This window comes from Erythrobacter sp. HL-111 (genome assembly GCF_900105095.1).
Classification (GTDB): domain Bacteria; phylum Pseudomonadota; class Alphaproteobacteria; order Sphingomonadales; family Sphingomonadaceae; genus Erythrobacter.
Window position 1 is genome coordinate 1,009,463 of sequence record NZ_LT629743.1, and the last position, 17,505, is coordinate 1,026,967.

At 68.0% G+C, this 17,505-nt stretch carries 17 protein-coding genes and 1 tRNA gene; 9 read left to right on the top strand and 9 right to left on the bottom strand.

Annotated features, from left to right (window positions below):
• Window positions 1–11: 11 nt before the first annotated feature.
• Both BLU08_RS04810 and rsmD read left to right on the top strand, forming a co-directional pair.
• On the top strand, window positions 12–788 hold the full coding sequence (locus BLU08_RS04810; protein WP_090196054.1) for a pseudouridine synthase: 777 nt from the start codon (window positions 12–14) through the stop codon (window positions 786–788).
• Window positions 785–1,375: a 16S rRNA (guanine(966)-N(2))-methyltransferase RsmD gene (gene rsmD / locus BLU08_RS04815; RefSeq protein ID WP_090196057.1), complete on the top strand. Its 591-nt coding sequence runs from the start codon at window positions 785–787 to the stop codon at window positions 1,373–1,375. The genes BLU08_RS04810 and rsmD overlap by 4 nt, the downstream gene beginning before the upstream one ends.
• 1 nt (window position 1,376) lies before the next feature.
• On the opposite strand, the gene BLU08_RS15085 is transcribed toward rsmD, so the two are convergent.
• Together BLU08_RS15085 and BLU08_RS04825 are read right to left on the bottom strand one after the other, a co-directional pair.
• Entirely contained in the window at window positions 1,377–1,832 is a 456-nt protein-coding gene (locus tag BLU08_RS15085) for a hypothetical protein (RefSeq protein ID WP_157674448.1), read from the bottom strand.
• 256 nt (window positions 1,833–2,088) lie between these two features.
• The gene (locus BLU08_RS04825; protein WP_090196063.1) at window positions 2,089–2,376 is read right to left on the bottom strand and encodes a hypothetical protein; all 288 of its coding nucleotides are present in this window, start codon (window positions 2,374–2,376) and stop codon (window positions 2,089–2,091) included.
• 173 nt (window positions 2,377–2,549) lie between these two features.
• Between BLU08_RS04825 and BLU08_RS04830 the strand changes: the two genes are divergently transcribed.
• Window positions 2,550–4,856, top strand: a complete 2,307-nt coding sequence (locus BLU08_RS04830) for a UvrD-helicase domain-containing protein (RefSeq protein WP_090196066.1) — start codon at window positions 2,550–2,552, stop codon at window positions 4,854–4,856.
• A 28-nt stretch (window positions 4,857–4,884) separates the two neighbouring features.
• Here the strand turns inward: BLU08_RS04830 and arsB are convergent, their stop codons facing one another.
• From arsB to BLU08_RS04860, 6 genes are all read right to left on the bottom strand, one after another.
• On the bottom strand, window positions 4,885–5,961 hold the full coding sequence (gene arsB / locus BLU08_RS04835; protein WP_090196070.1) for an ACR3 family arsenite efflux transporter: 1,077 nt from the start codon (window positions 5,959–5,961) through the stop codon (window positions 4,885–4,887).
• Window positions 5,958–6,455, bottom strand: a complete 498-nt coding sequence (locus BLU08_RS04840; protein WP_090196074.1) for an arsenate reductase ArsC — start codon at window positions 6,453–6,455, stop codon at window positions 5,958–5,960. Before BLU08_RS04840 ends, arsB begins: the two co-directional genes overlap by 4 nt.
• A gap of 10 nt (window positions 6,456–6,465) precedes the next feature.
• Window positions 6,466–6,942 (bottom strand): ArsI/CadI family heavy metal resistance metalloenzyme, encoded by a 477-nt coding sequence (locus BLU08_RS04845; protein WP_090196078.1) that lies wholly within the window; start codon window positions 6,940–6,942, stop codon window positions 6,466–6,468.
• On the bottom strand, window positions 6,942–7,280 hold the full coding sequence (locus BLU08_RS04850; protein WP_090196086.1) for a helix-turn-helix transcriptional regulator: 339 nt from the start codon (window positions 7,278–7,280) through the stop codon (window positions 6,942–6,944). The genes BLU08_RS04845 and BLU08_RS04850 overlap by 1 nt, the downstream gene beginning before the upstream one ends.
• A gap of 260 nt (window positions 7,281–7,540) precedes the next feature.
• Entirely contained in the window at window positions 7,541–8,959 is a 1,419-nt protein-coding gene (locus BLU08_RS04855; protein WP_090196091.1) for a DEAD/DEAH box helicase, read from the bottom strand.
• A 147-nt stretch (window positions 8,960–9,106) separates the two neighbouring features.
• Window positions 9,107–9,712: a hypothetical protein gene (locus tag BLU08_RS04860; RefSeq protein ID WP_090196096.1), complete on the bottom strand. Its 606-nt coding sequence runs from the start codon at window positions 9,710–9,712 to the stop codon at window positions 9,107–9,109.
• Window positions 9,713–9,923: 211 nt separating this feature from the next.
• Between BLU08_RS04860 and BLU08_RS04865 the strand changes: the two genes are divergently transcribed.
• Both BLU08_RS04865 and BLU08_RS04870 read left to right on the top strand, forming a co-directional pair.
• Window positions 9,924–11,378, top strand: a complete 1,455-nt coding sequence (locus tag BLU08_RS04865; RefSeq protein WP_090201021.1) for an FAD-binding oxidoreductase — start codon at window positions 9,924–9,926, stop codon at window positions 11,376–11,378.
• A 139-nt stretch (window positions 11,379–11,517) separates the two neighbouring features.
• On the top strand, window positions 11,518–12,303 hold the full coding sequence (locus tag BLU08_RS04870) for a SapC family protein (RefSeq protein ID WP_090196100.1): 786 nt from the start codon (window positions 11,518–11,520) through the stop codon (window positions 12,301–12,303).
• Between the two features lie 234 nt (window positions 12,304–12,537).
• Here the strand turns inward: BLU08_RS04870 and BLU08_RS04875 are convergent, their stop codons facing one another.
• Window positions 12,538–13,563 (bottom strand): N-formylglutamate amidohydrolase, encoded by a 1,026-nt coding sequence (locus BLU08_RS04875; RefSeq protein ID WP_090196105.1) that lies wholly within the window; start codon window positions 13,561–13,563, stop codon window positions 12,538–12,540.
• 128 nt (window positions 13,564–13,691) lie between these two features.
• Between BLU08_RS04875 and cpdR the strand changes: the two genes are divergently transcribed.
• The 4 genes from cpdR to BLU08_RS04895 all read left to right on the top strand — a co-directional run bounded on the left by cpdR (window position 13,692) and on the right by BLU08_RS04895 (window position 17,421).
• Window positions 13,692–14,096 carry a cell cycle two-component system response regulator CpdR gene (gene cpdR, locus BLU08_RS04880; RefSeq protein ID WP_090196109.1) on the top strand — a complete coding sequence of 135 codons (405 nt, stop codon included), beginning with the start codon at window positions 13,692–13,694 and terminating at the stop codon, window positions 14,094–14,096.
• A gap of 99 nt (window positions 14,097–14,195) precedes the next feature.
• Window positions 14,196–14,270 (top strand) — tRNA-Val (locus BLU08_RS04885).
• Window positions 14,271–14,685: 415 nt separating this feature from the next.
• On the top strand, window positions 14,686–16,887 hold the full coding sequence (katG, locus tag BLU08_RS04890) for a catalase/peroxidase HPI (RefSeq protein ID WP_233996148.1): 2,202 nt from the start codon (window positions 14,686–14,688) through the stop codon (window positions 16,885–16,887).
• A gap of 78 nt (window positions 16,888–16,965) precedes the next feature.
• Window positions 16,966–17,421, top strand: a complete 456-nt coding sequence (locus BLU08_RS04895) for a plastocyanin/azurin family copper-binding protein (RefSeq protein ID WP_090196117.1) — start codon at window positions 16,966–16,968, stop codon at window positions 17,419–17,421.
• Window positions 17,422–17,505: the final 84 nt, after the last annotated feature.

Genomic DNA, 17,505 nt, shown 5'->3' on the forward strand with positions numbered 1-17,505 from the left:
AGGCGCGCGCCATGCCCACCAAGCCGCCCCGCCACGACGACCGCCCCGAAGGGGACCGGATCGCGAAACTGCTCGCCCGCGCCGGGGTTGCCAGCCGCCGCGAGGTCGAACGGATGATCGCCGAAGGGCGCGTCGCGCTCGATGGCAAGCCGGTGGAAAGCCCCGCGACCTTCCTCACCAGCCTGCGGGGCGTCGCCGTCGATGGAAAGCCGGTCGCCGCGCCCGAGGAGACGCAGCTTTTCGCGTTTCACAAGCCGACCGGCCTCATCACGGCGGAGCGCGATCCGGGGGGCCGCTCGACGATCTACGATGCGCTGGTCAACGCCCTGCCCAGCGACGCGCCGCGGGTGATGCCGGTGGGCAGGCTCGACATCAACACCGAGGGCCTGCTGCTGCTCACCAATGACGGGGAACTCAAGCGGCGGATGGAACTGCCTTCTTCCGCCGTGCCGCGCACCTACCGCGCCCGCGCCTTCGGCGACGTGTCGCAGGCGCAGCTCGACGATCTCATCGAAGGGGTGGAGATCGAAGGCGTGCGCTACGGCTCGATCGACGCCAATCTCGAACGCGGGTCGGGCCGCAACATCTGGATCGAGATGACCATCACCGAGGGCAAGAACCGCGAGGTGCGCCGGGTGCTCGAATGGCTCGGGCTCAAGGTCAACCGCCTGATCCGCACCGCCTATGGCCCCTTCGAACTCGGCGACCTGCCGCGGGGACAGGCCGCGCGCATCCGCAAGCAGGATCTCGGCCGTTTCATGAGCACCCTGAAGAAGGGCGAGCGGTGAGGATCATCGCCGGGGAATGGCGCGGGCGGCGGATCGAGGCGCCGAAGGGCGAGGCGACCCGCCCCACCGCCGACCGCACGCGCGAGACCTTGTTCAACATGCTGACGAGCCGGCTCGGCAGTTTCGAGGGGTTGCGGGCCGCGGACCTCTTCGCCGGCAGCGGCGCGCTGGGGCTGGAGGCGCTTTCGCGCGGGGCGGCGCATTGCCTGTTCGTCGAGCAGGACCGCGCCGCGCTGAGTGCGATCCGGGCGAACATAAGGGCGCTCGATGCGGGCGCCCGCGCGAGCGTGGAGGCGGGATCGGTCATGGGCCTGCGGGCGGCGCGCGAACCGCTCGACCTCGTGCTCGCCGATCCGCCCTATGGCACCGGCGCGGGCAGCGTCGCGCTCGACCGGATGCTGCGCCTCGGCTGGATCGGCGAGGCGACGTGGATCGCGCTCGAGACCGGCAAGGCCGAGGAGGTCGCGGTCAAGGGCCTCGAGGTCGAAACCGAACGCCGCATCGGCAAGGGCAAGGGCAAGCTCACGCTGCTGCGTCCCGCTTCCCCGAATGGAGCCCCCGCCGATCCGGGATCGGGTCCGGCCTAGGTCAGCCGTCCGAGGGCGGGTTCGCCATCCGCTGCTCGAGCACCTTCCACGAGGCTTCCTGGCGGTCGGCGCCCATCCGGGTGATGGCGATCTTGTCCTCGTCGCGCAGGCGCCAGAAGATCTCCTGCCGTTCGGGGGTGAGGCTCCAGTAGTAGCTCTTCGTGTCTTCGGGCCAGGCGTCGTAGGCGCTCTGCCGCTCGGCGGGCCAGGCGTCCCGCTGGGCCTGCTCGTCCGGCGTCAGTTCCCGCATCGTGCCGGGATCCGTGCGATCGGTCGGCATGGTGTCGGGCCTCGTCGGCTCGGGCGGCATGGTGTCGGGCCTCGTCGGCTGCGGCGGCGTGGTATCGGGCCTTGTCGGCTGGGGCGGCATCGTGTCCTGCGCGCTCGCCGGGGCAAAGGCGACGACCGCCACCGTCGCCGCGGCGACACCGTAAAGCCAGATATGTGATTTCCGCATGGGATTCTCCTTCGTTTCCAGACCCTCGCGTGCTCGAACGCGGACTTCCTTGCGGCCCGGTGGGCGCATCCCCTCGCCCCCGGGCAGCGCCACCATGGGCCAGCAGGTCCGGCCTGCGAACCCGCGCGCCCTGCCCTGCGTCCCGAAGCAGGCACGACCCGCCGGGAGGCGTGGGCGCACCGGGACGGACCGATGGCGCGCACGAAAAAGGGCGACCGAAGGCCGCCCTTTCATCGTGCCGATGTGCCTGTTCGCCTCAGCCGCGACGATCTTCCGGAAAGTCCCTCGCCGGGTAGTCGCCCCAATCGAGGCCCGCGGCGCGCGGCTGGATGCAGGAATCCTGCGATTCGCTCATGCAGACTTCGTATTCCTCGCCCTCGACGCGGACCTTGATGGCCTTGCCTTCGTCGTTGCGCTCGACGATTTCGGGCGACTTCGCCTTCCAGTCCGCGTCCTGCGACTGCCCGTCATCCTGGGCAGCGGCGGGCATGGCGATCCCGGCGGAAAGGACGGCGGCGGCGGTGATTGCTAGAAAATTCCTCATGATATCAGCTCCTCCATGTCGTTTGCTTGCACCTGATCAATGGGATGCCGGGGCGTGAGGTTCCGAATTTTCCGGGTTCCACCGTCCGTCGCCCCTGCCGAAGCAATGGTCGAAAACCGTCCCTCGCGGGTTGCGGGAACCGGCTGCGTTCCCTACCTGTTCGCGGGGATATCATGACCGACCGCAGCCCCCTCCCCGCCTCCGCGCAAGGCGAAGTTCCGCCCTATGCCGCGCGGCTCAACCCGCCGCAGCGCGAGGCGGTGCTGACCACCGAGGGGCCGGTGCTGATGCTCGCCGGGGCCGGCACGGGCAAGACCGCCGCGCTCACCGCCCGGCTCGCCCACCTGGTGGCGACGCGGCGCGCCTATCCCTCGCAGATCCTCTGCGTCACCTTCACCAACAAGGCCGCGCGCGAAATGCGCGAGCGTGTCGGGGCGCTGCTCGGCCAGGGCGCGGAAGGGATGCCGTGGCTCGGCACCTTCCATTCGGTCTGCGCCAAGATGCTGCGCCGCCATGCGGAACTGGCGGGGCTCGAGGCGAACTACACGATCATCGACACCGACGATCAGCTGCGACTGCTGAAGCAGCTCATCGCCGACAGCGACCTCGACGAGAAACGCTGGCCCGCGCGCCAGCTCGCCGGCCTCATCGACCGCTGGAAGAACCGCGGGCTCAACCCCGAGGATCTTGATCCGGCCGAAAGCGAAGCCTATGCCAATGGTCGCGGACAGGCGCTCTACCGTGCCTACCAGGACCGGCTGAAGGCGCTCAACGCCTGCGATTTCGGCGACCTGATGCTGCACGTGCTCAACATCTTCCGGGCCCGCCACGACGTGCTGGCCGAATACCAGCAGCGCTTCCGCTACATCCTTGTCGACGAATACCAGGACACGAACGCGGTCCAGTATCTCTGGCTACGCCTGCTCGCGCAGGAACATAAGAACATCTGCGTGGTGGGCGACGACGACCAGTCGATCTATTCCTGGCGCGGGGCGGAAGTGGCGAACATCCTGCGCTTCGAGAAGGATTTTCCCGGCGCCCACGTGATAAAGCTCGAACAGAACTACCGTTCGACCCCGCACATCCTCGGCGCCGCCTCGGGCCTTATCCGCGCCAATTCGCAGCGCCACGACAAGACCTTGTGGACCGAGGCGAACGGGGGCGAGAAGGTCCGCGTCATCGGCGTGTGGGACGCGCCCGAGGAAGCGCGCCGCGTCGGGGAGGAGATCGAACGGCTCGAGGGCGAAGGCGCGCCGCTGGACCAGGTCGCGATCCTCGTGCGCGCGCAGTACCAGACCCGCGAATTCGAGGACCGTTTCATCCAGATCGGGGTCAATTACCGGATCATCGGCGGTTTCCGCTTCTACGAACGCGCCGAGATCCGCGATGCGCTCGCCTACCTGCGCGTCATCGCCCAGCCGCAGGACGATCTCGCCTTCGAACGCATCTACAACCAGCCCAGGCGCGGGCTGGGCGCGAAGACGCTGGAGAAGATGCACCAGCACGCGCGGCGCGTGGGCCTGCCGCTGGCCGCCGCCTCGCTGCAACTGGCGGACAGCGACGAATTGCCGAAACGCGCCGCGAACACGATCGGCGCGCTGCTGAGGCAATTCCTGAGCTGGCGCGCGGCGGCGGAGGAGATGACGCCGGCCGACCTGCTGCGCCTCGTGCTCGAGGAATCGGGCTACAACGCCATGCTCGCCGCCGACCGCTCGGCCGAAAGCGCGGGGCGCGCGGAAAACCTCACCGAACTCGCCCGCGCGATGGAGGAATACGAGACGCTGGGCGATTTCCTCGAGCACGTCAGCCTTGTCATGGACACCGACGGGCGCGAGGACGAGGAAACGGTGACGATCATGACGATCCACGCGGCCAAGGGGCTCGAATTCGACCACGTGTTCTGCGTCGGCTGGGAGGAAGGCGTGTTCCCCTCGCAGCGCGCGCTCGACGAAGGGGGGCTCGCCAGCCTCGAAGAGGAGCGCCGCCTCGCCTATGTCGCGATCACCCGCGCGCGGCGGCGCTGCATGATCCTGCACGCCGCCAATCGCCGCATCTACGGCCAGTGGACGAGCTCCATCCCCTCGCGCTTCATCGAGGAACTGCCCGAAGAGCACATCGAGCAGGAAACGACGCTCACCGGCGGCGCCTCGCTGTGGCGGGCGAACTGGTCGGAGAACGAGGACCCCTTCGCCCACGTCGCCCGCGACCGCCCCGAACGCGCCCAGGCCCGCGGCCCCGGCTGGCAGCGCGCGATCGCGAGCGGATACGAGACGAAGCAGCAGCGCATCCGCGAGAGCGGTCGCTCCGCGGCGAGCTTTGCCGGGCAGGCGCGTTCCGACATCGCGATCGGCGCGATCGTCCGCCACGACAAGTTCGGTACGGGCTGCGTGATCGACCAGGAAGGCAACAAGCTGACGATCAATTTCGCGGACGCTGGCGAAAAGCGCGTCATCGACAGCTTCGTGACGGTGGTGGACTAGGCCGGAGCGGCCCGATCCCCGGCCGGGGTCAGCCGTCGCCGGGCGCGAAGCTGCCGCGCGTGCGATTGGCGATCGCCACCAGCGAGAGCATCACCGGCACCTCCACCAGCACGCCGACCACGGTGGCAAGCGCGGCCCCGCTGCCCAGCCCGAACAGGCCGATGGCGACCGCCACCGCCAACTCGAAGAAATTCGACGTTCCGATAAGCGCGCACGGGGCCGCGATGGCGTGCGGCACGTTCCACGCCTTGGCCCAGCCATAGGCGATGAAGAAGATCCCGTAGCTCTGCACGATGATCGGCACCGCGATCAGCACCACCAGCAGCGGGCGCGCGACGATGGTTTCGGCCTGGAAACCGAACAACAGCAGCACGGTCGCCAGCAGGCCGATCACCGAGAGCGGCTTCATTCGCCCGGTGAAATCCGCCACGGCGCGCTCGTCCCCCGCGTGCGAGGCGAGCAGGCGGCGACGCACGAAGGCCCCGGCGGCAAGCGGCACGACCACGTAGAGCGCGACCGAAAGCAGCAGCGTCTCCCACGGCACGGCGATGTCGGTCACGCCCAGCAGCAGCGCGACGATCGGCGCGAAGGCGACGATCATGATGAGATCGTTCGCCGCCACCTGCACCAGCGTGTAGGCGGGGTCGCCCCTGGTCAGCTGCGACCAGACGAACACCATCGCGGTGCAGGGTGCAGCGCCCAGCAGGATCAGGCCGGCGATGTATTGCTGCGCGTCGGCGGGCGCGATCAGGTCGGCGAAGACCACCTCGAAGAACAGCACGCCCAGCGCCGCCATCGTGAACGGCTTGACCAGCCAGTTGACCGCGAGAGTGATGATCAGCCCCTTGGGCTTGTCGCCCGCCCTGCGAACCGCGCCGAAATCGACCGCGACCATCATCGGGAAGATCATCGCCCAGATCAGCACCGCGACCACGAGGTTGACCGAGGCATATTCGAGGGCGGCCAGCGCCGCGAAGAGTTCCGGGGCGGCATTGCCCAGGCCGACTCCCCCCAGGATCGCGGCGGCGACCCAGACGCTCAGCCACTTTTCGAACAGGCCCAGCCCCGCGGCTGCAGGCTCGATGTCGGCGGTTGCGGTGGTCATGCCTCTTCGGCCTCCCCTTTGACAGGCGCGCCGATCCGCTGCAATTCGACGCGCAGGGCCTCGTGCGACAAACTGTCGAGCGGCAGCGCGACAAATCCGTCGATGCGGCGTTTCAACCGCTCGAAGGCCTGTTCGAACGCGGCTTTCTTGTCACTGTCGCTGCCGTCGACCGCGGCGGGGTCGGGAATGCCCCAATGCGCCGAGATCGGGCGACCGGGCCAGACCGGGCAGCTTTCGGCGGCCGCGCTGTCGCAGACGGTGATGATCAGATCAAACGCAGGGCCGTCGGCAAAAGTGTTCCAGCTCTTGGAGCTGAACCCCTCCGCCGGATAACCGTGCGCGGCGAGGGTCTTGAGCGCCCACGGATTGACCTTTCCGGTTGGCTGGCTTCCGGCACTGTAAGCGGCGAAGCGCCCTGCGCCGTCATGGTTCAGAATCGCTTCGGCGAGGATCGAGCGGGCCGAATTGCCCGTGCACAGGAACAGGACGTTCATCGTCTCAGCCTCAGCAGCAGGTGGCGGCGCGAGCGGTGGCCGGCGCTTGAGGCACGCAGCAAGCGCCAGTCGCCGCATCGGCGTTGGCAAGCTGTTCGAGATCGGGGCTCCCGCCATATGTGGTGCTGCCCCCATTGGTGAGGAAGGCTTCCCAAACCACGCCGTCAGGGTCGGCGATCCAGCTCTTCTTCGACTTGGCGTAGCAGCAGGTGGTGGCGCCTTCCTCCAGCACGGGTCGGTCGGCGGCTTCGAGCCGGGCATAGACCTCGCTCAGTTCGCCTTCCTCCTCGACCTGCAAGCCGACATGCTCGATGCCCTTGGCGGCACCCTCGCGCATCGAGATCGCGAAGTTGATGCGCGGATCCTCCAGCATCCACTTGGCGTAGTCGGGCTTCACCACGCTGGGCTCGGCACCGAACAGGTGCGTGTAGAAAGCGATCGAGACATCGAGATCGGTCACGCCGACATGCATGTGGAAGCGTTTCATCAGGCACTCTTTCGGTTGGAGGAAGGTTCGCAAGGCGCAGCATCGTCGCAGGTGGCGCCGCCGCAGCAGTTCTCGGTCAGATAGCCCATCAGCGCGTTCATCGCGCCATAGTCCGCCGAATAGATGATCGAACGGCTTTCACGCCGCTGGGTCACCAGCCCCGCATTGGCGAGCTGGGCGAGGTGGAAGCTCATCGAGGACGGCGGCACGCCGACACGCTCGGCGAGGATGCCGGCCGGGATGCCTTCGGCACCGGCTTGCACGAGCAGGCGATAGGCAGCCAGGCGGTGTTCCTGCGCGAGCGCGGAGAGAGAACGTATGACCTGATCCGGCAGCACCTTAAAGCTCCGATGATTCGATAAATGTGGAAATATTGAAGAAGGCGAAGCTCGTCAACGAGGATCGTCCCCGATTCCGTCGGCGCCCTTCGGTCTTATCGACCCGCAAGGCCCCGACGGATCCGGCGATCCCGGTCCAGGCCCTTGATATCGGATGCAAAACGGCGTGCAGGGTCGCGATCGCAATCCTGCGGAGAATTTCCGGTAAAACCCGCCAGGGATGATTTTCACCGACTCGCGCGGCAAGGGGCGCAGGCGGATCAGCCCACGCCGATGTCGAGGAAGCCGGGACGCGGCCCGTTCCATTCGCCCGCCGGCACCGGCCCATCGTCCTCGTCGCGGCGGCTCGAGCGGGAGGCGCGTTCGGGCTTGCCCTCGGCGCGGTCCTTGCGCGGGGCGCGTTCCCGCTTCGGCTTGTCGGGAGCGTCCTCGCGCTCCTCGTCGCGGCGGCGCGACTGTCGCTTGGGCCTGTCCGAGGCCTTATGCCCGGTCTCGTCCCCGACCCTATCCCCGGTCTCGTTCCTGCCGTCGTCCGAGCCAGGCTCGGCCAGCGGCACGCGCACGTCTTCCTTGCCGAACACCTTGATCGGACTGCCGGTCAGCTTTTCCACGTTGGCGATCGCTTCGGCATCGTCCTCGGAGACGAAGGTGAAGGCCCGACCCTTGGCCCCGGCGCGGCCGGTGCGGCCGATGCGGTGGACGTAATCGTCCGGGTGCCAGGGCGTGTCGAAGTTGAAGACGTGGGAGACGCCCTTGATGTCGAGCCCGCGCGCGGCGACGTCGGAGGCGACGAGGATGTTGACCTCGCCCTTCTTGAAGCGGTCGAGTTCCTTGATCCGGCTCGACTGGTCCATGTCGCCGTGAATCTCGCTCGACCGGAAACCGTCGCGCTGCAGGTGCTTGTTGAGTTCGCGCACGGTCGTCTTGCGGTTGGCGAAGATGATCGCGGTCTCGACCTCGTCGTTTTCGAGCAGCCACTGCAGCGTGTCGCGCTTCTGCCGGGATTTCACCGGGATCTTGAAGGCGGTGATGTTCTCGTTGGTGGAGGCCGCGCGGCTGACCTCGATCCGCTTGGGGTTGTTCAGGAACTTCGCGGCCAGCTTCTCGATCGGCGGGGGCATGGTCGCCGAGAACAGCATGGTCTGGCGCGTTTCGGGAAGCTTCGAACAGATGAACTCGATATCCGGGATGAAGCCCATGTCGAGCATCCGGTCGGCTTCGTCGATGACGAGCAGCTCGCATCCGTTGAGGAGGATCTTGCCGCGCTCGAACAGGTCCATCAGCCGGCCCGGCGTCGCGATCAGCACGTCGACGCCTTCGTCGAGGGTCCTGAGCTGGTCGCCCATCTGCACGCCGCCGATCAGCAGCGCCATCTTGAGATCGTGGTTCGCCCCGTATTTCTCGAAATTCTCGGCCACCTGCGCGGCGAGCTCGCGGGTCGGTTCGAGGATCAGCGAGCGCGGCATCAGCGCGCGCCTCCGCCCGGAAGCCATGACATCGATCATGGGGAGCACGAAGCTCGCGGTCTTGCCCGTGCCGGTCTGCGCGATGCCGATGAGATCGCGCATCATCAGCACGGCCGGGATGGCCTGGGCCTGAATCGGGGTCGGCTCGGAATAGCCGGCGTCCTCGACGGCCTTGAGCAATTCGGGGGAGAGGCCGAGATCGGCGAAAGTCATGCGTGGGGTAATGTCCGGATGGCGGGCAGGACCGTCCTGCCCGATCGCTGTGCCCGGCCTGCGCGAAGGCCCGCCGGGACCGCGCGCGCTCTCGCGCAGAAAACGGCGAAAGTCAAGGAAACGCGCAGGCGAAGCGCGCGAAAGCCGCTATTCCTTCACCGCGACGAGCTGGCGCATCCGTTCGACCTCGCATCTCAGCCCCGTCCGGCTCTTGATCCTGTCGCGCTCGACGCAGAGCTGGCCGTCCTCGTTTCGCTCGACATAGAAGCCCGAATAGAAGTCGCGCGCGCGGCAGGTCTTCTCGAGGTTGACGCTGACGATCCGTTCGTCGGTGAGGAACAGCAGCAGGCGGTTGCCCGATCCGGTCTGGACACCGGCAATCCGTTCGACCGGCAGGCATTTCGCCATCTCGCGCTCCTCGAAACGGGTCTTCACCCCGCGTTGCGGGAGCGCGGCGAGGAGTTCCTGCCGGGCGGCGGGGGGCTGCGGGGCGATCCGGATGACGACGCGCTGCTCGATCCGGACCTGGCGGACGCGCTGGCCCTGGTGAAAGGCGGTGAGCGGCGCGGCCCCGGGCAGCGGCCGCGGCGGCAGCGCGCGCGGCGAGCGCTCCTCGCCCTCCGCATGGTCGGTTCCCGCCGCGCTCAAGCCGACCGGGCCGGATGCCGCCTCCCCGGCGGGCGCGACGAGGCCCTGCCCCAGGGCCGGGAGCAGGAGCGCAAGCGGCGCGGCATAGGCCAAGAGGCTCGGCATTGCGGCGGGGAAATCCTCCGTGTCGCAGGGCGCTCCGGCCCGAGGATGGCGAGGGGTGCGACCCTAGGCCGCGCGATTGAACACCGGCTTAACTGCCCCCGTCCGCAGGGCAAGGCACTGGTCACTTGGCCTGCGCCTGTGGCATGGAGGCCACATTGATGAGCGAGCGGCACCAAGGCCGCATTGATGATAGGGTGGCGTGGAGGCCACGATGCTGACCGAAGAGAACACTGCCGACCCCGCGGCCGACACCTTCCTCGCCGAAGCCGCCGACCTGCTGGGCGCGCGCGGCCTGACGCGCGATCCCGACCTGATGGAACCGTGGCTGACCGATTGGCGCGGGCGCTACACCGGGCGCGCGCTCGCCCTCGCCTCGCCCGGTTCGACCGGGGAGGTCGCGGCGCTGGTGGGGCTCTGCGCCCGGCACGGCATCGCCATCGTGCCGCAGGGCGGGAACAGCGGGATGGTCGGCGGAGCGACCCCGGATGCGAGCGGGCGTTCCCTGCTGCTTTCGCTCCGGCGCATGGACCGGCTGCGCCGCATCGACCCGGAAGCGGGGCAGGCCGTGTGCGAGGCGGGGATGATCCTGGAGACGCTGCACGAACTTGCCGCGGCCAACGGCCTGCGCTTTCCCCTGACGCTGGGCGGGAAGGGTTCGGCGACGGTCGGCGGGCTGATCTCGACCAATGCCGGGGGCACGCAGGTCCTGCGCCACGGGACGATGCGCGCGCAGGTGCTGGGGATCGAGGCGGTGCTCGCGAACGGCGATGTCTATGACGGGCTGACCGCGCTCAGGAAAGACAATCGCGGCTTCGACCTCAAGCAATTGCTGATCGGTTCGGAAGGCACGCTGGGCATCGTCACCGCGGCGACCCTGCGTCTGCTCCCCGCCCCGACCGCGCGGGTCACCGTGTGGGCCGGGCTACCCGGCATCCTCGAGGCGCGCGCGCTGCTGCGCGCGCTCGACCGGGCGATGGGCGGCGCGCTCGAAGGGTTCGAGGTGGTGCCCGCCCATTGCCTCGAAAGCGTGCTCGCGCACCTGCCCGATGCGCGCGCGCCGCTTTCGCAAAGGCACGAATGGAACGCGCTGATCGAATTCGTCGCCTCGGACCTGGACGACGCCGCCCTGCGCGAGCGGGCCGAGGCGGCGCTTGGCGCGGCGATGGCGGACGGCCTCTTCGAGGACGCGGCGATCGCGGCGAACGAGACGCAGGCCGAGGCGTTCTGGACCCTGCGCGATTCGATCTCCGCCGCCGAGCGCGCGCTGGGCCCCGCGATGCAGCACGACATCTCGGTGCCGGTCGAGCGGATGCCCGAATTCATCCTCGCCGCGACCCGCCAGCTGGAGGACGAATTCCCCGGCACGCGCGGCGTCGCCTTCGGGCATCTTGGCGACGGGAACGTCCATTTCCACGTCCTTGCCCCGCCGGGCGCAGCCGCTGGCGCATGGGAAGAAGGCGAAGGCAGGCGCGTCAGCGCGCGGGTCCATGACCTCGTCACCAAATGGGGCGGCTCGATCAGCGCGGAACACGGCATCGGGCAGGTCAAGCTCGGCGAACTCGCGCGGCTCGGCGATCCGGTGGCGCTGTCGATGATGCGCGCGGTCAAGCGGGCGCTCGATCCGCAGGGCCTGCTCAACCCCGGCAAGCTCGTCCCGCTCGCCTGACCGGCGCGAATCGGCAGGCGGCTTGCGCCTCAAGGCGCAAGCGCCTAAAGCGCGCCGCGACCGGCGGATGCGGGGCCGAGGCGGCTCCCGCTCGTTCGCTGCGACCAGATATCTCACAGCAGTCTTCGGAGACAGATTCATGGCCAGCGCGCCGCAGCAGCCGCAACTTCCGCTGTTTTACAAGGACCTCCTGCCGCTCAACAGCCGGGACCACGGCGACTGGAAGGTAAGCGCCTTCGAAACCGCCGCCCATGTCGCCTCGACCCACGCGATCCCGCTGACGGTGGACGAGTTCATCGACGCGCAGCGCAACTACCCGATCGTCTTCACCGCCGGGGACAACCCGCTGCCGATCGCGCTCATGGGGCTCAACGAAGGCGTCAACACCTTCATCGGCGAGGACGGCAAGCTCGTCGCGGGCGTCTATGTCCCGGCCTATATCCGCCGCTATCCCTTCATCCTCGCCAAGATGAAGCCCGATTCGAACGACATGTCGCTCTGCTTCGATCCGACCGCCGGCGTGATCGCCAAGCAGGACGAGGGCCAGCCGCTGTTCGACGGCGAGGGCAAGCCGACCGAATACACCAACCAGGTGCTCGATTTCTGCTCCAGGTTCGAGGAATCGGGCCAGCGCACCCGCGCCTTCCTCGAAGAGCTCAAGAAGCTCGACATCCTGATGGACGGCGAGGTCGCGATCACGCGCGGCGACAACCCGGACAAGCCTTTCGTCTATCGCGGCTTCCGCATGGTCGACGAAAAGAAACTGCGCGAGCTTTCGGCCGAAACGCTCGAAGCGCTGAACAGGAACGGCCTGCTCATGCTGATCCACGCGCATCTGTTCTCGATGAATCTGATGCGTGCGCTGTTCGAACGCCAGGTCGTCCAGGGCAAGGTGCCGCAGATGCAGCCGGCTTCCGCGAACTGAGCTTCCGCGAACTGATTCGAACGCCCGGAAAACGGCGCAACGCCGCCGATCCGGAACCTTTTTGATGGCGGGGGGGCTTGAAGTCCCGCCCGCCATTTACCATGTCACGCTCAGGCGGTGTTCCCCTCATCGACCGCCTGGAGCCGCGCCTCAGAGCGCGCTCCCCCCTGAACCTCAGCCCACCTCGTGCACATCCCCCCTCTTGCACGGGGTGGCGCTTTTTCCTTCAGATGTTCATTCCGCCGCCTGGGCGAAGTCATCGCCCGGGGCGAGCCGAGCCGTTTCCGCGCCCAGTTCGCGCACCAGCCCGGCGACCACCTGCGCGACCGACCCGACCTCGTCGGTCGGCTCGGCGAGATCGACATCGAGATAGGCCGAACGGCACACCTCCACCTGGATCGCGTGGAGCCCGCGCGCCGGCGCGGCATGGCGATCGAGCACGTAGCCGCCGGCATAGGGCCGGTTGTGTGCGCTCGCGCAGCCTTCGGCGTCGAGATGGCGGAAGGCGCGTCCGACCAGCCGCGCGCTGCACGACGCGCCGAAGCGATCGCCGAGGACGAAGCGCGCCGGCCGATCCTCCCCCGCCTGCCGCCGCAGCGGCGGCATGGAGTGGAGATCGACCAGCAGCGCCCCGCCCCACTGCGCGCGGACGCGGCGAAGCTCGCGCTCGATCAGGGCATGGTAAGGCCGGTGGATCCGCTCGATCCGCGCCTCGATCTCGCCGGGGGCGAGCGGGCGGTTCCAGATTTCCCCGAACCCGGGCAGGCGGCGCGGGACGAGCCCGAGCCCGCTGCGCGCCCGGTGGTTGGGCTTGCCATCCCCCTTCTCTGCGCGCGCCTTGTCCGGCTGCGCCTTGCGCCGGGCCTCCTCGCCGCCCCTGACCATGCCCCAGTCGACATCGTCCTCCGCGCGGTTGAGGTCGAGCACCGCGCGCGGCGCATGGGCGACCAGCAGCGCGGCCCCGGTCAGCCGGGCCGCTTCGCGCGCGACCAGATCGATCAGCCGGTCCTCGAGCCGCAGCTGCGACAGCCGCACGTCGCGCATCGCGGCCAGCGTTTCGCCCGGGTACACCCGCCCCGCATGGGGCACGGCGATCAGGACGGGAAGCGGCATCGCGCGCGGCGCGTGATAGGTGAAGGCCGGACCGCAGGCCGGATCGCCGATCGCCCCGCCCTCGATCGTGATGCTGCCCTGCGGACGCCCCGATATCGGTTCGCCTCCGGTCGGGTCCGCCGGTCCTGGATCGCCCTGCCTCGTCATGGATCCTTGCCTGCTGAACGCATTGCGCGCGCGTGTCAAAGCGTAGTTGGCCCGCCGCGCCTGTTCCAAAGCAGGGCAAGGCCAAGGGCGAGAAGATTTCTTAAGCGCCGCGTGCTAAGGCGCGCGCCATGAGCTTGAATACGACCCCGAAAAGCGGCGTCCCGCGCATCCTCCTGGCCGAAGACGAGGAAGCGATGCGGACCTACCTCACCCGCGCGCTGACCAATGCGGGATACGAGGTGCGCGCGGTCGATCGCGGCACCGAGGCGATTCCCCTGCTCGAGCAGGAGCGTTTCGACCTGCTTTTGTCGGACATCGTTATGCCGGAGATGGACGGGATCGAACTCGCCCAGCGCTGCGCCGAGATTGCCCCGGCGACGCGGGTCATGTTCATCACCGGTTTCGCCGCGGTGAGCCTGCGCGCGAGCCGGGAGCAACCCGATGCGAAGGTCCTGTCCAAGCCTTTCCATCTGCGCGATCTCGTGCTCGAGGTGGAACGCGTGTTCGAGGAACAGGCCGAGGCGCGGCTCTAGCCGCGTTCGAATCGCTTGCACATGATGGCGGCCCGCGCTAATGGGCCGCTCCGCCCCGAAGCCCGAGAGGGTGACGCGGGCCATCCGGCGGATGGGTTCGGGCGTATAGCTCAGTGGTAGAGCACTGTGTTGACATCGCAGGGGTCGGAAGTTCAACTCTTCCTACGCCCACCATCGCAAGACCCCGCAACTCTTTGAGTTTGCGGGGTTTTTGTTTGCCTGTCGATGACGGTGAGGCGAGCGGGGGTCGCCCGGATCGGACCCGCGGACAATGTATTTCCCGAAATGCATCTCCGGGCTTGCCCGGACACCCGCCCGCCGTAAGGCGACGCGGAAACGGCGCTGCGGGAGTGCCGGGTCTCGATGGCAAAACCTGATTTATGTGATCGGCATTTCCGGTTTCCCCCCATCGAGCGAGGCGATTAATGGCCCCTCCACTGATCGATAAAGGCCGACGTCCGGCCTTTTCCAGAATGTCAGGGGAAACCTCGAAATGACCAAGACTTTCAAATCCGTGCTGCTCCTTTCGACGAGCGCGATGCTGGCCAGCGGTGCGTTCGCCACGCCGCCCGGCTTCGACGGGCCGGGCATGGGACAGGTGCCCGTTCGCGCGGCGGGCGACATGGCTCCGCGCGACGTGCAGGACTGGTGGCCGGAAGTGGTCGATCTGGAGCGCCTTCGCCAGAACGAGATCGACGCCGATCCGCTCGGCGAAGACTTCGATTACGCCACCGAATTCGCAAAGCTCGATCTTGCCGAGGTGAAGGCGGACGTGGCGGCCGTGCTCGGGGAGTCGCAGGACTGGTGGCCGGCCGACTACGGCAGCTACACCGGCCTGTTCATCCGTCTTGCCTGGCACAGCGCGGGAACCTATCGCTCCGGCGACGGACGCGGGGGGGCCGATGGCGGCCAGATCCGGTTCGAGCCGCTCAACAGCTGGCCCGACAACGCCAATCTCGACAAGGCGCGGCGTCTGCTGTGGCCGGTGAAACAGAAATACGGCCGCAGCCTGTCGTGGTCCGACCTCATCGTCCTGTCGGGTAACGTCGCACTCGAACAGGCGGGTCTCGAAACCTTCGGCTTCGCCGGCGGAAGGACGGATGACTGGCAGCCGGAGCTTGTCTACTGGGGGCCGGAGAGCAAGTTCCTGACGGCTTCGCGCTTCGACCACGGGAAGGGTCGCCCGGCGGGCGAAGGGGAGATTCCGCAAGAGCTGGAAGACGATCTCGGTGCGTCCGAAATGGGCCTCATCTACGTCAATCCCGAAGGCCCGGAAGGCAATCCCGACATCCTCGCCTCGGGCGAGCGTATCCGCACGACCTTCGCGCGGATGGGCATGAACGACGAGGAAACGGCCGCGCTGATCGTCGGCGGGCACACGCTGGGCAAGAACCACGGGGCAAGCCCGAAGGACTGCATCGGGAAGGAACCCGCGGCGGCAGGCGTCGCGGAACAGGGTTTCGGCTGGAAGAATTCCTGCGGCACGGGCGCAGGTCCCGACACCACGACGAGCGGCCTGGAGGGCGCCTGGACGGCGACGCCGGACACCTGGAGCAGCAATTTCCTCGACAACCTCTACGGCTTCGAATGGCGCCTGACGACCAGTCCGGCCGGCGCCAAGCAGTGGATCCCGGTCAACGCCGACGAGGTCGAATTCGTCCCGGACGCCTTCGACCCGGAGAAATTCCACCCGCCGGTGATGCTCACGACCGACCTCGCGATGCGGTACGACCCCAAGTACGGGCCGATCACCAGGCGCTGGGCGGAAAATCCGGCGGAGCTGGACGCGGCCTTCGCCCGGGCGTGGTTCAAGCTCACCCATCGCGACATGGGGCCGGCGGCGCGCTATGTCGGGGCCGAAGTGCCCGGGGAGCAGTTCGTCTGGCAGGACCCGCTCCCGGCGGCGGACTACGAGACCGTCACGAGGTCCGATATCGAGCTGCTCGAAGGCAAGATCCGCGCTGCCGGGCTTTCGACCTCGGACCTGGTCCGCGCGGCATGGGCCGCGGCCGCGACATATCGCGACACGGACATGCGCGGCGGAGCGAACGGGTCGCGCATTCGTCTCGCCCCGCAGAAGGACTGGGCCGTCAACGATCCCGAAACCCTGGCCAAGGTCATCGGCGCGATGGAGGCGATCCAGGCCGAGTTCAACGCCATGGGAACCGGGCGCAAGGTGTCGATCGCCGATCTCGTCGTGCTGGGCGGTACCGTCGCGATCGAGGACGCGGCCAAGGCTGCCGGCCATGAGATCGACGTGCCGTTCACGCCGGGCCGGGTCGATGCGACGCAGGACATGACGGATACGGAGAGCTTCGAATATCTGCGCCCGGCCGCGGATGGCTTCCGCAACTTCTACGGCGAAAGGGCCCGTCTCTCGCCGACGGAGATGCTGGTCGATCGCGCGGACCTGCTGACTCTGACCGTACCGGAGATGACGGTGCTCGTCGCGGGGATGCGGGCGCTCGATGCGAACGCGGATGGTTCGAGGCACGGCGTGTTCACCGACACGCCGGGCGCGCTGACCAACGACTTCTTCGTCAACCTGCTCGACATGGGGACCGAGTGGTCGCCGGTCGAAGGCGAGGAATACGTCTTCGAGGGCCGCGATCGCAAGACGGGTGAACTCAAGTGGACGGCGACCGAGGTCGATCTGGTGTTCGGCTCCAATTCGGAGCTTCGTGCCGTGGCGGAGGTCTACGCCTACGCCGATGGCGAGGAGCGCTTCATCAAGGACTTCGCGAAGGCGTGGAACAAGGTGATGATGCTCGACCGGTTCGACCTGCGCTGATCGCAAGGGAGAGGGCGCGCGGTCGGCCAGGCATGGCTGCCGCGCGCCCCTCCGTCCCCACAAGAAAAGGAGCAGGACATGCTCGACCGACGCGCCGCCATCCTCGGCACCGTCGCCATGCTGGCATTGCAGGGTTCCCGCGCGCTCGCCGAACCGGGCCGGCACATCGTCGAAATGACCGGACATCCCGGCGGCGAGATGGCTTTCGCGCCGCGCATCCTGCGTGTCGCCGCCGGCGACGTGGTCACCTTCCGCCCGGCGGCACCGTCGCACAGCTGCGTTTCGACGCCCGGAATGTTGCCGGCAGGCGCCGAGAGCTGGCGCGGCGGGATCGGCAAGCCGGTCACCCTCACCTTTAGCAAGCCCGGCTTCTATGGCGTTCACTGCCTTCCCCACCGAAGTCTCGGCATGGTCGGCCTGGTGATCGTCGACGGGCCCGGGCGCGACGCCAATCTCGCGGAAGCGAAGGCGGTGAAACATCCCGGAAAGGCAGCGGCCGCGTGGCAGGAAATCTGGCGCGAGGCGGGGGTCTAGGCATCCGTCCCGGCCCTGGGAAGTCACCGGATCGGCCGGCCGCAAGTCCAGGAAATGCAGGGCTTCGCACTCCCTTCGCGCCGC

What these genes read in the sequence shown, in the direction of transcription:
- BLU08_RS04810 (WP_090196054.1), top strand. Translation starts at nt 12, where the DNA reads ATGCCCACCAAGCCGCCCCGCCACGACGACCGCCCCGAAGGGGACCGG.
- BLU08_RS15085 (WP_157674448.1), bottom strand. Translation starts at nt 1,832, where the DNA reads ATGCGGAAATCACATATCTGGCTTTACGGTGTCGCCGCGGCGACGGTG.
- BLU08_RS04825 (WP_090196063.1), bottom strand. Translation starts at nt 2,376, where the DNA reads ATGAGGAATTTTCTAGCAATCACCGCCGCCGCCGTCCTTTCCGCCGGG.
- BLU08_RS04830 (WP_090196066.1), top strand. Translation starts at nt 2,550, where the DNA reads ATGACCGACCGCAGCCCCCTCCCCGCCTCCGCGCAAGGCGAAGTTCCG.
- arsB (WP_090196070.1), bottom strand. Translation starts at nt 5,961, where the DNA reads ATGACCACCGCAACCGCCGACATCGAGCCTGCAGCCGCGGGGCTGGGC.
- BLU08_RS04840 (WP_090196074.1), bottom strand. Translation starts at nt 6,455, where the DNA reads ATGAACGTCCTGTTCCTGTGCACGGGCAATTCGGCCCGCTCGATCCTC.
- BLU08_RS04845 (WP_090196078.1), bottom strand. Translation starts at nt 6,942, where the DNA reads ATGAAACGCTTCCACATGCATGTCGGCGTGACCGATCTCGATGTCTCG.
- BLU08_RS04855 (WP_090196091.1), bottom strand. Translation starts at nt 8,959, where the DNA reads ATGACTTTCGCCGATCTCGGCCTCTCCCCCGAATTGCTCAAGGCCGTC.
- BLU08_RS04860 (WP_090196096.1), bottom strand. Translation starts at nt 9,712, where the DNA reads ATGCCGAGCCTCTTGGCCTATGCCGCGCCGCTTGCGCTCCTGCTCCCG.
- BLU08_RS04865 (WP_090201021.1), top strand. Translation starts at nt 9,924, where the DNA reads ATGCTGACCGAAGAGAACACTGCCGACCCCGCGGCCGACACCTTCCTC.
- BLU08_RS04870 (WP_090196100.1), top strand. Translation starts at nt 11,518, where the DNA reads ATGGCCAGCGCGCCGCAGCAGCCGCAACTTCCGCTGTTTTACAAGGAC.
- BLU08_RS04875 (WP_090196105.1), bottom strand. Translation starts at nt 13,563, where the DNA reads ATGACGAGGCAGGGCGATCCAGGACCGGCGGACCCGACCGGAGGCGAA.
- cpdR (WP_090196109.1), top strand. Translation starts at nt 13,692, where the DNA reads ATGAGCTTGAATACGACCCCGAAAAGCGGCGTCCCGCGCATCCTCCTG.
- katG (WP_233996148.1), top strand. Translation starts at nt 14,686, where the DNA reads ATGGGACAGGTGCCCGTTCGCGCGGCGGGCGACATGGCTCCGCGCGAC.
- BLU08_RS04895 (WP_090196117.1), top strand. Translation starts at nt 16,966, where the DNA reads ATGCTCGACCGACGCGCCGCCATCCTCGGCACCGTCGCCATGCTGGCA.